This window comes from Variovorax paradoxus (assembly GCF_029919115.1).
Lineage (GTDB): Bacteria > Pseudomonadota > Gammaproteobacteria > Burkholderiales > Burkholderiaceae_C > Variovorax > Variovorax paradoxus_O.
This window is the reverse complement of record NZ_CP123990.1, coordinates 3,382,731-3,396,811: the sequence shown is the minus strand read 5'-3', so window position 1 is coordinate 3,396,811 and position 14,081 is coordinate 3,382,731. Positions and strand designations below refer to the sequence as shown.

Sequence of the window (14,081 nt, the reverse complement as noted above, 5' to 3'; positions counted from 1 at the left end):
CTGCGCTAGCGCTTTTGCTGCAGCGCGCGCTCGACAAAATCGAGCCGGTCCTGACCCCAGAATATCTCGCCATCGATGACATAACTGGGTGCGCCGAAGACCTGGATGTCGATGGCCTCTTGCGTGTAGGCCTCGTAGCGCTCCTGCACTGCCTGGCTCAGCGACTGCTCCATGCGCTTGGGCGGCAGGCCGCATTCTGCGACCAGCGCTTCGAGCACCTTCGGGTCGCCGATGTTCCGCTCCTGCACCCAGACGGCGGCAAACACCGCGCCGCACACCCGCATGGCCACTTCGGTCCCGTCATGCAGGTCCACCGCAATGATCAGCCGTGCCGCGTCGTCGCCCGACACCGGAAAGAACTTCGGCTTCAGGTTCAGCGGCAGGTTGAGATAGCGCGAAAAGCGCGCCAGTTCGACCAGCCGGTAGGCCTGGCGCTGAGGCGCCCGCTTGCCGAGCGGGAGCCCGCCGGAAATCGGGTACACGCTGCCCAGGTCCACGGGCCGTATGCGCACCGTGGCGCCCGCCGCGGCCGCAATGGCTGCAAACCGGGCATGCCCCAGGTAAGTCCAGGGACTTTGCGGCGCAAAGTAATAGTCGATCGTATGGCTCATTCGTTAACCTCCGCCCTGACGGGCTGCGGCGCATGCCCCTTCGGGCGGCCGGGCGGGGCTCAGGCGCTCGCCCTCGATGATGTAATCCAACCCAGCCGTTTTAACTGACACTCGGTTTTTCTGCAGGAGGTCGGATTTGGACCAGGTACTCTTGATCACGGGCGGCGGACGCGGCATTGGCGCTGCAACCGCCTTGCTGGCAGCGCAGCGCGGCTACGCGGTGGCCGTCAACTACGCCAGCAACTCGCTCGCCGCCGACGAAGTGGTGCGCACCATCCGCGCGGGCGGCGGCACGGCCATTGCCGTGCAGGCCGACGTGGGCGACGAAGCCCAGGTGCTTGCCATGTTCGAGACGGTCGATGCCAAGCTCGGCCGCCTCACGGCACTGGTCAACAACGCCGGCGTGGTCGACGTGCAGGCGCGCGTCGAGCAGATGAGCGTGGCGCGCCTGGAGCGCATGTTCCGCATCAACGTGATCGGCAGCTTCATCTGCGCGCGCGAGGCCGTCCGGCGCATGAGCACCCGGCACGGCGGCTCGGGCGGCGCCATCGTCAACATTTCCAGCGGCGCCGCGCGGCTCGGCTCACCCGACCAGTACGTGGACTACGCGGCCAGCAAGGGCGCCATCGACACCTTCACCATCGGCCTGGCCAAGGAGGTCGCCGCCGATGGCATCCGCGTCAACGCGGTGCGCCCCGGCCTTATCGATACCGAAATCCACGCATCGGGCGGCATGCCCGACCGCGCCTTCGAGCTGGCACCCACCGTACCGATGCAGCGCACCGGCAGCGCCGAAGAAATTGCCGGCGCCATTCTCTGGCTGCTCTCCGCCGAGGCCAGCTACACCACCATGGCCCTGCTCGACGTCACGGGGGGGAGGTAGCCATGAGCCGCAGGGCCGCTCCCAAGGCGAATACCGCAGCGCGCACCGCGGAGGCTGTCCGATGAGCACTTCGATGGACCTGATCAAGCCGCTGGTCACGCTGGTGGCCATCGTCAACCCGCTGGCCATCGTGCCCTTCTTCATCCACTACACGCAGGGGTATTCGGATGCGCAGCGCCGCCACACGGTGCGCATGTCGGCCTTCAGCGCGTTCGTGGTCATTGCGGTCAGCGCGCTGCTCGGGTTGCAGCTGCTGGCGTTCTTCGGCATTTCGATTGCCAGCTTCCAGGTGGGCGGCGGCCTGCTGCTTCTCATGAGCTCGCTCTCGATGCTCAATGCAAAGCCCGCCGAGAGCAAGACCAACGTCGAGGAGCTCCGTGCCACCGAGGTGAAAGCCTCCATGGGCGCATCCATTGCCGTGGTGCCGCTCACCATTCCGCTGCTCACCGGGCCGGCCACCATATCGACGGTGGTGATCTATGCCGACAAGACGCAGCACCTGTGGGAGCTTGGCGTGCTGGTCGGCTACGGCGTGGTGGTGGCGCTGGCTACTGCGCTGGCTTTTTCGCTTGCGCAGCCCATCGCGCGCGTGCTGGGCAAGACCGGCATCAACATCATGACGCGGCTCATGGGGCTGATTCTTGCGGCGCTCGCGGTCGAGGTGATGGCAGACGGCCTCGGCAAGCTGTTTCCCATTCTCCAGCGCGTGGGCTGACCGGTTCAGGCCAGCATTTTCTCGATGACCCGCCAATGCGCGGGATCGACCGGCGTGATCGACAGCCGGTTGCCCTTGCGCAGCACGACCAGCTCGGCCAGCTCGGGCTTGGCGCGCAGCTCGGGCAACGCCAAGAGCCGCGTCTTGCGCACCGCCTGCACGTCGACCAGCAGCCAGCGCGGGTCTTCCTTCTTCGAGGCCGCGTCGTAGTACGGAGATTTGGGGTCGAACTGCGTCGGGTCGGGCTTGATGCCCGAGGCCACACGCGCGATGCCCGCGATGCCGGGCTCCGGGCAGCTCGAGTGATAGAACAGCACGCCATCGCCGACCTTCATGCCGTCGCGCATGAAGTTGCGTGCCTGATAGTTGCGCACGCCGGTCCACGCCACCGTGGCGTTGGGCGCGGCGAGCGCATCGTCGATCGAGACCTCGTCGGGCTCGGATTTCATCAACCAGTAATTGGGCATGGTGCCCGTTATGGTGTCACATAGTCGGAGACCACGACCCATTTCCCGTCCTTGATCTGGGACAAGCGGGATTGGTCGTTGCCCAGGCGCTTGGCGGCGGTGTAGCTGCTCTTCGGGCTGCCGAACATGTCGGGCTCGAAAGTCATGCTGTCCATGGCCTTGATGAAGCTGTCGGTCGACAGGCCCGGGCCGGCCTTTTGCGCCGCCTTGATGAACGAGTCGATGATGACGTAGCCGTACACGGAGAACACCGTCGGGTCTTCGTTGAACTTGGTCTTGTACTTGTTGGCCCAGAAGCGCAGCGGCTGCGACTGCTCGTCGGTGTAGGGGTTCTGCACCGTCATGGTGGCGTAGACGCCGTCCATTGCCTTGCCGCCCAGCTTGTGGATCAGGTCGGTGTAGGCCGCGCTGGAACCCAGGAAGGTCGGGTTGAAGCCGGTCTTGCGCGCCTCGCCCACGGTGCCGATGGTCTCGCGGATGATGGTGCCGAGCACCACCAGGTCGCAGTTGGCAGCCTTCATTTTTGCGACCTGCGAACTGAAGTCGGTGGCGCCGCGCTTGAACGAGGTTTTCTCGGCCAGTTCCATTCCCGCCGTCTTCAGGCCCGCCTCGGCGCCGCGCTGCACCTCGAGCCCGAACTCGTCGTCCTGGTAGATGGTGCAGACCTTCTTCGCGCCCTTTTCCTTGATCATCTTGGGCAACGCCAGGCGGATCTGGTCGTAGTAGGTGGCGGCAAACGAATACTTCAGGCGGTGCAGCGGCTCGTACATTTCGCGCGCCGCGGTAATGGGCATGAAGTTGACGATGTTCTTGTCGAACTGCACCGGCATGGCCGCCATGTTCTGCGCCGTGCCGATGTGGCCGGCCATGATGAAGATCTTTTCCTGGTTGACCAGTTTCTGCGCCGCGAGCACGGCCTTCTTCGGGTCGTAGCCCGAATCTTCGACAAAGAGCTTGAGCTTGCGGCCGTTGATATTGCCCTGCTCGTTGAGTTCGTCCACGCGCAGTTGCATGCCGTTGCGCGCCTGCTTGCCAAAGCCCGCGAGCGGCCCCGACAAGTCCTGGATCGTGCCGATCCGGATCTCGTCCTTGCTCACGCCCTGTTGCTGCGCGGACGCGAACGTCGCGGCCAGGCCCAGCACGGTCAGAGTCGTCACTGTCTTGAGCTTCATGGGGTTGTCTCCTCGGGTTGACAAAAAACGGTTTGGCAATGTCCGTCAGCGATACATCGCCTCGATGCGCTCGGCGTACTTGGTCTGCACCAGTTTTCGCTTGAGCTTCATCGTGGGCGTGAGCTCTTCGTCCTCGGCACTCAGCTGCGTTTCGAGCAGGAAGAACTTCTTGATCTGCTCGACCCGCGCAAACTTGGCATTGACGCGATCGATCTCGCCCTGGATCAGGTCCAGCACTTCTTGCGCACGCGTCAGGCTTTCGTAGTTGCTGAAAGGCACATCGTGGTCCTGCGCAAACTTCTCGACGTTCTCCTGGTCGATCATGACGATCACCGTCAGGTACGGTCTCTTGTCGCCGATCACCACTGCGTCGGTGATGTAGGGGCTGAACTTGAGCTCGTTCTCCAGCTCGCTCGGCGTGATGTTCTTTCCACCTGCCGTGATGATGATGTCCTTCATGCGGTCGGTGATGCGGAAATACCCTCCCGCATCGACCGTGCCGACGTCGCCGGTATGCAGCCAGCCGTCGGCGTCGATGGTTTCGGCCGTTTTCTCCGGCAGGTTGAGGTACCCCATGAAGACATTGGGGCCGCGCACCAGGATTTCGCCGGTCTGCGGGTCGAGCCGAACCTCGTTGTAGCTGGTGGCCGGCCCGATCGAGCCCGGCATGATGCGCGACGGCGGCACACCGGTGGCGGCGCCGCAAGACTCCGTCATGCCCCACACCTCCAGCATGGGTACGCCCAGCGCCAGGTACCAGCGCACGAGGTCGGGCGAAATCGGCGCCGCGCCGGTGACCAGAAAACGCGCGCGGTGAATGCCGATGAGCTTGCGCACATTGTCGAGCGCCAGCCAGCGCGCCAGGCGAAACTTGAAGCGCAGCCCCGCACCCACCGGCTGGCCCTGCAGCACGCGCTCGGCAATCTGCCGGCCTACGCCAATGCTCCAGCCGTAGGCGGCCTGCTGCAGCCGGCTCGCCTCCTTCAGCGCGATCATCACGCCCGAATAGAACTTCTCCCATACGCGCGGCACGGCGGTGAACACGGTGGGCGAAATTTCGCGCACGTTCTCTGGCACCGTTTCGGGGTTTTCGACGAAGTTGAGAATCGAGCCGGTGTACATCGCGAAGTATTCGCCGCCCATGCGCTCGGCGATGTGGCACAGCGGCAAGAAGCACATGCGCTCGTCGCCCTCGCCCTGCGCCAGCAGGGAGTTGTAGCCGCGCATGGTGTACACCAGCCCGCGGTGGCTGTGCATGGCGCCCTTGGGCTTGCCGGTGGTGCCCGATGTATAGACAAGAATGGCCAGGTCCTCGGGCCGGCAGGCGGCAATGCGCTGCTCCAGCGCCTGCGGATGGGCCTGCAGGTATTCACGGCCGAGCATGCGCAAAGCGTCGAGACTGATGACGCCCGGGTCGTCTAGGTCCCGCAGGCCTTCCATGTCGAACACGACGATCTTGCGCAGCATGGGCAACCGCGCGCGCACTTCGAGCGCCTTGTCCAGCTGCTCGTCGTCTTCCACGAAGAGCACCGTGGTGCGGGAGTCTTCGCAAAGATAGTGAACCTGCGAAGCCGCGTCGGTAGGGTAGATGCCGTTGGACACGCCGCCGCAGCTGAGCACGGCCACATCGCACAGCACCCATTCGATGACGGTGTTGGCAAGAATCGATGCGCACTCGCCCTGGCCAAAGCCGAGCGCCAGCAGCCCACCCGCAATCTCGCGCACCGCATCGGCCGTTTGCCGCCAGGTCCAGGCGCGCCAGATGCCGAATTCCTTCTGCCGCATCCAGACTTTGTCGGCGCGCAGTTCCACGGCCTTCCAGAACACGGCGGGAATGGTGTCGCCGGGCACGACGATGCCGGGCTTCGGCTGCAGGTGCGCCAGGTCCCAGAGGCCGGCGGGAGCGCGCAAGGCAGTTGTGCTCATGCCGTCATCTCCAGGTCTTCTTCTTTTTCCAGCGCCGCTCGCCGCGCACGCCGTCGTCTTTCACGCCGAGGTAGAACTCCTTGATGTCCTCCTTCTCGCGCAGGCGTTCGCACGTGTCTTCCATGACGATGCGGCCGTTCTCGAGCACATAGCCATGGTCGGAGGCGTTGAGCGCCATGTTGGCGTTCTGCTCGACCAGCAAGATGGTGGTGCCGCGCTCGCGGTTGATGCGCACGACGATCTCGAAGATCTCCTTCGTCAGCTTGGGGCTGAGGCCAAGGCTAGGCTCGTCGAGCAGGATCAAATGCGGCGCCGCCATGATGGCGCGCGAAATGGCGAGCATCTGCTGCTGGCCGCCGGAGAGCAGGCCGGCGTCCTGCGTGGCGCGTTCCCGCAAGATGGGAAAGTAGCTGTAGACGCTATCCATGTCCCGCGCCACGCCGTCGCGGTCCTTGCGGGTGTAAGCCCCCATCAGCAGGTTGTCTTTCACCGAAAGCAACGGAAACACCTCCCGGCCTTCGGGCACGTGGCTCAGGCCTTGCTGCACGATGTGGGCCGGGTCCTTGGCGGTGATGTCTTTGCCCTGGAATTCGATGCTGCCTTTTCTGGGATCGATGATTCCCGAGATCGTTTTCAGGATGGTTGTTTTTCCTGCGCCGTTCGATCCCAGGACGGTCACTATTTCGCCTTGCCTGACTTTCAGGCTCACGCCACGGATGGCCTTGATGGGGCCGTAGGCGCTTTCAACGTTGAGCAGTTGGAGGACGACGTCGGTCATGGCGTCGCCTCGTTTGCTTCGGACTGGGGGCGGCGTTGGAGCCCCTGCCCCGGTCGGGCCGACGTCACCGGCCCTTCGGGCTGCCCTGCGCTGCTCACGACAGGCGGGGTCTCGCAGAACTCGCTTCGCTCAAACAGCTGCGAGCCCTGATCCGCCTGCCGCTCCGCTGCTCGGCGGCGCCTCAACGGCCCGCCCGCGGCAGGGGCCCCAACGCCGTCGACACGCTCAGGGTCGTTCCTCCTCCGCTCGAGCCCGGTGTGCGGTGCGGGGTGGGCGCCCCCTCTGCGCCGCTGAGGAGCGCAGTTTTCCGCGGATAAGGGCTCGCCCTTGTTTGAGCGAAGCGAGTTTGGGCGAGACCCCGCGGAAAGCGAGCACCGGAAGGGAGCCCGGAGGGCCGGCGTAGTGGGGGCGTCCGCGCCGTACCGCATACCGGGCGTCTCCAACGAAGCAGCGAACAGGACATTCACGCCGCCACCCTCCTCAAGCTGCTCACGTCATCCACAGTCCCAAGATACGCCTCGACAACCCGCAAATCAGCCTGCACCTCACGCGGCGTGCCGGTCGCCAACACCTCGCCCATGTTCATGGCAAGCACACGGTCCGACACCTTCGACACCAAAGACATGTCGTGCTCCACCATCAGCACCGAAACACCCAGCTCATGCTGGATGTCCTGGATCCAGAACGCCATGTCCGCCGTCTCCTCGACGTTGAGCCCTGAAGAAGGCTCATCGAGCAGCAGCAGCTTCGGCTCAGTGCACAGCGCGCGCGCCAGCTCCACCACCTTGCGCACGCCGTAAGGCAAGCCGGCCACCATCGAATCGCGGTGATGCTGCAAGTCCAGCAGGTCGATCACCTGCTCCGCCTTTTCGCGTGCCGCAATCTCGGCACGCCGGGTGGCCGGCGTAAAGAAAACCTCGCTCCAGAAACCCGTCTGCCGATGCGTGTGGCGGCCTATCAGCAGGTTGTGCAAGACAGTCGCGTGCTCGAAGAGTTCGATGTTCTGGAAAGTGCGCGCAATGCCCAGCGCCGCAATCTCGTGCGGTGCCTGCTGCGTCAACGCCAGCGGGCCCGATGTCTCGCCATGCCATGTGATCTCGCCCATCGTCGGCGTGTAGATGCGGCTGATCAGGTTGAACACCGTCGTCTTGCCCGCGCCGTTCGGGCCGATCAGCGTGAACACCTCGCCGCGGCGCACATCGAAACTCACCTTGTTGACCGCAAGCACGCCGCCGAAGCGCACACTCAGGTCCTTGGCCGAAAGAAGGACGTCCGCGCTGCTCATCTCAGCCGGTCCGATTTGGTGAACGACTTCTGCCGCTTGAACAGGCCCTTGCGGTAGAACGGAAAGAGCTGCAGCCAGGTGCGGATCTTCAGCCAGCGCCCATACAGGCCCAACGGTTCGAACAGCACAAACGCGATCAGCACCAGGCCGTACACCAGCCCCTGCAGCCCCGGCGCCTGGCCGACAACGGCCGGCAGCCAGTCCTTGCCCATCGAGATCAGCTGCGGCATTGCAATCAAAAAGATCGCGCCCAGGAACGCACCGTGCACCGAGCCGAGTCCACCGATCACCACCATCAGCAGCAGATCGATCGACTGCAGGATGTTGAACTGGTCCGGCGAAATGAAGCTGAGCTTGTGCGCGTACAGCGCACCACCGAGCCCCGCGAGCGCGGCCGAAATCGCGAACGACATCGTCTTGTAGCGCGCCAGGTGAATGCCCATGCTCTGCGCCGAGATTTCCGAATCGCGAATGGCAACGAAGGCGCGCCCGGTCGGCGAGCGCAGCAGATTCAAAATGCCCAGCGTGCTGAGCACCGCCACCACCAGACACAGAAAGTAGAAGCCGTTGCCCGACCCGAGCGACCAGCCGAAGAGCTGCGGTGACTTCACATGCAGACCCGCGTTGCCGCCCGTCACGCTCTCCCAGCGCGCGAACACCTCTTCGACGATGAAGCCGAACGACAGCGTCGCAATACCCAGGTAGATGCCCTTCACGCGCAAGGCAGGCAATGCGACCACCACGCCCACCGCCGCCGACAGCGCTGCGGCCGCGAGAAGCGCAATCGGAAACGGCACGCCCATGTTGGTAAGCACGCCTTGCGTGTACGCACCCGCCCCGAGAAACGCCGCATGCCCGATGGAAAACTGCCCTGTAAAGCCGGCGAGCAACATCAAACCCAACCCGACGATGCCGTAGATCAGCACAAAGGTCAGCTGCGCGAGCCAGTACTCGTCGATGGCCCACGGCGCAACGATGAGGAAAGCCACGAGCAGGCCGTACCAGAACACATGGCCGCCGTGCCGCGCAAGGCGGACGTCCTGGTCGTAGCTGGTCTTGAAGATGAAGCGCATATCGAGCTAGACCTTCTTGCGCAGCTTCTCGCCGAACAACCCGTTCGGCTTGATCATCAGCATCAGCAGCACCACGATGTATGGCGCCGTGTCCTTGAAACCGTCGGGCAGGTAGAACCCGGCAAACGATTCGACGATGCCGATCACCAGCCCGCCGACGATGGCACCCGGCAGGCTGCCGAACCCGCCCACCACCGCGGCCGGGAAGGCCTTGAGCCCGATGAAGCCCATGTTCGCGTGCACGAAGGTAATGGGCGCGAGCAGCATGCCGGCAATGGCCGCCACCGCCGCCGCCAGCCCCCACACCAGCCCGTTGAGCCGCTTCACCGGAATGCCCATGTAGTAGGCCGCGAGCTGGTTCTGCGAAGAGGCCTGCATCGCAATGCCCAGCTTGCTGTAGCGGAACATCGCGAACAGCAACCCGCAGAGGATGGCGGTGGCAATGATGATGGCGAGCTGCTCCAGGTTGACCACCAGCTCGCCCACCTTCCAGATCTGGTCCTTGTAGGGAACGGCCAGCGTGTGCGTGTCGGTGCCGATGCCCGGCACCATGGTGATGAGCCCGCGCGCCACATACGCAATGCCGATGGTCAGCATCACGATGGAGAACTGCGGCTGCCCGAGGATGGGACGAATCACCACCAGCTCCAGCAGCACGCCGAAAGCCGCCATGGCCACCAGCGCCAGCACGGCCGCAAGCCAGAACGGCATGCCGAACAGCGACATGCCGGCAAAGGCACCGAAAGCGCCGAGCATCATCAGGTCGCCCTGCGCAAAGCTCACGGTTTCGGTGGCCTTGTAGATGAGCACGAAGCCCAGCGCGATCAACCCATAGATGCAGCCTTGCGCAATGCCCGACAGCAGGAGCTGAAGTATTTGCATGCGGCCTCTTTTGCGCTACTGCCTGTAGCCGCCGGCCGCATCGTGCAGCGCGAGGCGGCGCGAACCGGCGACGATGTCGCTCGGCTTGAGCCCATACACCTGCCGGATCGAATGGCTGAAGTGCGTCGAATCGGGGTATCCGGTGTCCAGCGCGATGTCGGTCAGTGTGCTGGTCTGGCGCACGTAGCGCAACAGGCTTCGCGCGCGCTTCCAGGCGCGGAAGGCACGAAACGCCGTGCCGGTCTCCTGTTTGAACAAGTGCAGGAAGCGCGAGAAGGACAGGTGCACCGAAGCCGCGCAGTCTTCGGCCGAAGTGGGCGCAGCCGGGTCGGCGTTGATGGCATCGATGACCTTGCGGATGCGCGGATCGAGTGCACGCGGCGCCAGGTCTTCGCCGAAGAACAGGCGATCGAACTCCAGCCCTTCGAAGCTCTGACGGCCCGACAGTGCGAGCAGGTGGGTGTGTACATCGCGCATGCGCTGCACGAAAGCGGGCGCATCGACCGGGCCGCAGTGCTGCATGAAACCAGGCAGGCGCGCGGGATCGACCGATTCCGATTCGACCAGCAGATTGAAGATGAGCGGGTGCGCGCTTTCAACGCGGTGCGGCACCTGCGGCGGCACCACGAACAGTTCGCCCGCCTGCCATGCACCTCCGCCGATGCGCAGGCGGTTGGGCGGTGCGCCGGCGGGCGACACATACACGCCATACCCGCCCATGGTGCGTTCGGCTGCGGCCCCGAGCAGCCCTGCATAGAACACGCGCTGGTGCGTGAGCCACATCAGGCGCTCTCCGCGCTGCCCGGCGCCGCTGCCTGGCAACGTCGTGTTCGATCGCTGCATGCTGTCTGTCTCCTGCATCGGGCCGCTGCCGGCCGATGGCCAGTGCTGCGTTGGCAGGATCGTAGCGGCGGGGGCTCGCTGCGCGGCATGCATTTGCGCGGGGACTTTCCCTAGGCTCATGCGAACGGCCGGCGCGTTCCGGCGTTCGGCGATGCTTCGGGTTGCGCGGCAGTGCGCTGGGCGCCTTCGAACAGGGCGCGGGCCTGGGGGTGCGGCATGGTGTCTCCGGTGGCCGGGCGGCGTTCGCCCGGTCCTGTGCACGATGCCTTCGAGCCCCCCGGCCCGGCTTGCGAAAACTGGCTGTGCTTGCTTACGGCCTACTTGCGCACGGGCCGGTCAGGCCTTGCGCGGCTTCACGCGCGAGGCAGCTTCCTTGGCATTGACCCGCGCCGTTTCCACATCGCCCGCATGTGCGAGCGCCACGCCCATGCGGCGCTTGGCAAAGCTCTCTGGCTTGCCGAACAGGCGGATGTCGCTGCCGGGCACCTGCAGCGCCTCGGCCACGCCGTCGAACGCAATGCCGGCCGCATCGATACCGCCGTAGATCACTGCGCTGGCACCCGGGCTCTTGAGCGACGTATCCACCGGCAGGCCGAGGATCGCGCGCGCATGCAGCTCGAACTCGTTCTGCCACTGGGTAGCCATGGTCACCATGCCGGTGTCGTGCGGACGCGGGCTCACTTCGCTGAACCAGACCTCGTCGCCCTTCACGAACAGCTCGACGCCGAAGAGGCCCTGGCCGCCGAGGTCAGCCGTGACGGCCTGCGCAATCTGCTGCGCCTTCTGCAGCGCGGCAGGTGCCATGGGGTGCGGCTGCCAGCTTTCGACATAGTCGCCGCTCACCTGCACATGGCCGATGGGTTCGCAGAACTGGGTCTGCACCGCGCCGGCGGCGTCCTTTGCGCGTACGGTGAGCAGCGTGATCTCGTAGTCGAAGTCGATGAAGCCTTCGACGATGACGCGGCCATGGCTCACTCGGCCGCCGGCCATGGCGTAGTCCCACGCCTTCTGCACGTCGGCCGGGCCGTCGATCTTGCTCTGGCCCTTGCCCGAACTGCTCATCACGGGCTTGACGATGCAGGGGTACCCAATGCCGGCGTCGATGGCGGCCTGCAGTTCGGCCAGCGAGTCGCAGAACTTGTAGGGGCTGGTGGGCACGCCCAGCGTCTCGGCGGCCAGGCGGCGGATGCCTTCGCGGTCCATCGTGAGGCGGGCGGCGCGGGCGGTGGGAATCACGCGCACCACGCCGGCGTCTTCGAGCTGCTGCAGCATCGGCGTGGCGATGGCCTCGATCTCGGGCACCACGAGCATGGGCTTCTCGGCCTCGATCAGCGCCTTGAGTTGTTCGGGGTCACTCATGGTGATGGTGCGCGCATGGTGCGCCACCTGCTGCCCGGGCGCGTTCTCGTAGCGGTCGACCGCAATGGTTTCGACGCCGAGGCGTTGCAGGGCGATCAGCACCTCCTTGCCGAGCTCGCCGGAGCCGAGCAGCATCACGCGGGTGGCCGAGGGGGAAAGAGGGGTGCCGAGGGTGGTCATGGTCGGGGTCGAAAAAGAGAAGAGAAAAAAAGCGATCGCCGCACTGTAAGCCACCCGGTGGCGGCCGTGTCACTCGCGGCAACAGCGGCCCGGCGGGGCTGCTTCACAATCGATCTCCTGCAGCGTGGCAGCCTTCGCGCCACGCGCCCCTTATCCCGTTCTTTCTTTATTCAAGGAGTTTTCTCATGACGATCCAGACCGTCGGCATCATCGGCGCCGGAACGATGGGCAATGGCATTGCGCAGGCCTGCGCGGTGGCCGGCGTCAATGTGGTGATGGTCGACATTGCCCAGGCGGCGGTCGACAAGGGCTTGGCCACTGTCTCGGGCAGCCTCGACCGCTTGATCAAGAAAGAAAAGCTCACGGCCGAGCAGAAGACCGCGGCGCTCGCGCTGATCAAGGGCTCGACCAACTATGACGACCTGAAGAGCGCGCAGCTCGTGATCGAAGCCGCCACCGAGAACCATGCGCTCAAGCTCAAGATCCTGAAGCAGGTCGACGACATGCTGGCACCCGAGGTGATCATTGCGTCGAACACCTCGTCGATTTCCATCACCCAGCTCGCGGCCGCCACCTCGCGCGCCGACCGCTTCATCGGCATGCACTTTTTCAACCCGGTGCCGATGATGGCGCTGGTGGAGCTGATCCGCGGCTATCTGACAAGCGACGCCACGCATGACGCGGTGAAGGCGCTGGCCGAGAAGCTGGGCAAGTCGCCCATCACGGTGAAGAACGCGCCGGGCTTCGTGGTCAACCGCATCCTGGTGCCGATGATCAACGAGGCCTTCTTCGTGCTGTCCGAAGGCATTGCCACCGCCGAAGACATCGACGCCGGCATGAAGCTGGGCTGCAACCAGCCCATCGGCCCGCTGGCGCTGGCTGACATGATCGGCCTGGATGTGTGCCTGGCCGTGATGGAGGTCTACCTCGAGCAGTTCGGCGATTCCAAGTACCGGCCGTGCCCGCTGCTGAAGGAAATGGTCGCGGCCGGCCAGCTGGGCCGCAAGACCGGGCGCGGCGTGTACACCTACTGAGCGCCCCGAAAGAACAACAAAGGAGACAAGCCATGACCGCCGCGCCCATCACCGCAACCACCCCACCCGCCGAAGGCTGCATCGACACGCAGGTCATCGACCATGTGCTGCTGATCGGCATCAACCGCCCCGCCAAGCGCAACGGCTGGACGCCGCCGATGTTCAGGCAGTTGGCCGAGGCCTACACCCGGCTGGACGACGACCCGGAGCTGCGCGTGGGCGTGCTGCATGCGTTCGGCGACCACTTCACGGCGGGCCTGGATCTGCCGGCGGTGACCGAATACATGAAGCGCGGCGAAAAGGCGGTTCCGCCGGGCTTGGTGGAGCCGCACGACTTCGGCCTGCCCGGCTACCGCCGCCGCACCAAGCCGATGGTGGTGGCGGTGAAGGGCATCTGCTTCACGGTCGGTATCGAGCTGATGCTGGGCGCCGACATCGTGGTGGCGGCCGACAACTGCCGCTTCTCGCAGATGGAAGTGCAGCGCGGCATCATGGCCACGGGCGGCGCCACGCTTCGCATGGCCGAGCGCGCGGGCGTGGGCAATGCCATGCTGCACCTGCTCACGGCCGACGAGTTCGACAGCGCCGAGGCTTATCGCCTCAACTTCGTGCAGAAAGTGGTGCCCGCCGGGCAGGAGCTCGACGCGGCGCTGGCCATTGCGCAGCGCATCGCGGCGCAGGCGCCGCTGGCCGTGGTGGCCACCCGGCTCAACGTGATCAAGGCCGTCGAGCAAGGGCCGCTCGCCGCCGTGTCGGAATTCATCGAAACACAGAAGCGCCTGTCGAACAGCGAAGATGCGGCTGAAGGCGTGCGTTCTTTTGTCGAGCGCAGGCCGGCACGCTTCAGCGGCCGTTGACGAGCAAGTTGAAGAT

The 14,081-nt window shown here is 65.1% G+C and carries 14 protein-coding genes; 4 read left to right on the top strand and 10 right to left on the bottom strand.

The window, feature by feature from the left end:
- Positions 1-5 precede the first annotated feature (5 nt).
- Positions 6-611: a 2-hydroxychromene-2-carboxylate isomerase gene (locus QHG62_RS16370; protein WP_281146677.1), complete on the bottom strand. Its 606-nt coding sequence runs from the start codon at positions 609-611 to the stop codon at positions 6-8.
- Between the two features lie 136 nt (positions 612-747).
- Between QHG62_RS16370 and QHG62_RS16365 the strand changes: the two genes are divergently transcribed.
- A complete protein-coding gene (locus tag QHG62_RS16365) occupies positions 748-1,494 on the top strand; it encodes an SDR family oxidoreductase (protein ID WP_281146676.1) in 747 nt (248 codons plus the stop codon).
- Positions 1,495-1,555: 61 nt separating this feature from the next.
- The gene (locus QHG62_RS16360) at positions 1,556-2,209 is read left to right on the top strand and encodes a MarC family protein (protein ID WP_281146675.1); all 654 of its coding nucleotides are present in this window, start codon (positions 1,556-1,558) and stop codon (positions 2,207-2,209) included.
- A 5-nt stretch (positions 2,210-2,214) separates the two neighbouring features.
- Here QHG62_RS16360 and QHG62_RS16355 read toward each other — a convergent pair whose 3' ends face one another.
- The 9 genes from QHG62_RS16355 to purT form a co-directional block, all read right to left on the bottom strand.
- A complete protein-coding gene (locus QHG62_RS16355; RefSeq protein ID WP_126749864.1) occupies positions 2,215-2,676 on the bottom strand; it encodes an EVE domain-containing protein in 462 nt (153 codons plus the stop codon).
- 8 nt (positions 2,677-2,684) lie between these two features.
- Positions 2,685-3,848: an ABC transporter substrate-binding protein gene (locus tag QHG62_RS16350; RefSeq protein WP_281146674.1), complete on the bottom strand. Its 1,164-nt coding sequence runs from the start codon at positions 3,846-3,848 to the stop codon at positions 2,685-2,687.
- Between the two features lie 45 nt (positions 3,849-3,893).
- Positions 3,894-5,774 carry an AMP-dependent synthetase/ligase gene (locus QHG62_RS16345; RefSeq protein ID WP_281146673.1) on the bottom strand — a complete coding sequence of 627 codons (1,881 nt, stop codon included), beginning with the start codon at positions 5,772-5,774 and terminating at the stop codon, positions 3,894-3,896.
- Positions 5,775-5,778: 4 nt separating this feature from the next.
- Positions 5,779-6,552: an ABC transporter ATP-binding protein gene (locus tag QHG62_RS16340; RefSeq protein WP_281146672.1), complete on the bottom strand. Its 774-nt coding sequence runs from the start codon at positions 6,550-6,552 to the stop codon at positions 5,779-5,781.
- Positions 6,553-7,015: 463 nt separating this feature from the next.
- Entirely contained in the window at positions 7,016-7,837 is an 822-nt protein-coding gene (locus QHG62_RS16335) for an ABC transporter ATP-binding protein (protein WP_281146671.1), read from the bottom strand.
- Positions 7,834-8,910 (bottom strand): branched-chain amino acid ABC transporter permease, encoded by a 1,077-nt coding sequence (locus QHG62_RS16330; RefSeq protein ID WP_281146670.1) that lies wholly within the window; start codon positions 8,908-8,910, stop codon positions 7,834-7,836. Before QHG62_RS16330 ends, QHG62_RS16335 begins: the two co-directional genes overlap by 4 nt.
- Positions 8,911-8,916: 6 nt before the next feature.
- Complete coding sequence (locus tag QHG62_RS16325) at positions 8,917-9,792, bottom strand: branched-chain amino acid ABC transporter permease (protein ID WP_281146669.1); 876 nt, start codon at positions 9,790-9,792, stop codon at positions 8,917-8,919.
- Between the two features lie 15 nt (positions 9,793-9,807).
- Positions 9,808-10,635 carry a helix-turn-helix domain-containing protein gene (locus tag QHG62_RS16320; RefSeq protein WP_281146668.1) on the bottom strand — a complete coding sequence of 276 codons (828 nt, stop codon included), beginning with the start codon at positions 10,633-10,635 and terminating at the stop codon, positions 9,808-9,810.
- A gap of 336 nt (positions 10,636-10,971) precedes the next feature.
- Positions 10,972-12,174, bottom strand: a complete 1,203-nt coding sequence (gene purT / locus QHG62_RS16315; protein ID WP_281146667.1) for a formate-dependent phosphoribosylglycinamide formyltransferase — start codon at positions 12,172-12,174, stop codon at positions 10,972-10,974.
- A 185-nt stretch (positions 12,175-12,359) separates the two neighbouring features.
- On the opposite strand from purT, the gene QHG62_RS16310 reads away from it, so the two are divergent.
- Both QHG62_RS16310 and QHG62_RS16305 read left to right on the top strand, forming a co-directional pair.
- Positions 12,360-13,208, top strand: a complete 849-nt coding sequence (locus QHG62_RS16310; protein ID WP_281146666.1) for a 3-hydroxybutyryl-CoA dehydrogenase — start codon at positions 12,360-12,362, stop codon at positions 13,206-13,208.
- 32 nt (positions 13,209-13,240) lie between these two features.
- Entirely contained in the window at positions 13,241-14,065 is an 825-nt protein-coding gene (locus QHG62_RS16305) for a crotonase/enoyl-CoA hydratase family protein (RefSeq protein ID WP_281146665.1), read from the top strand.
- The last annotated feature ends 16 nt before the right edge of the window (positions 14,066-14,081 follow it).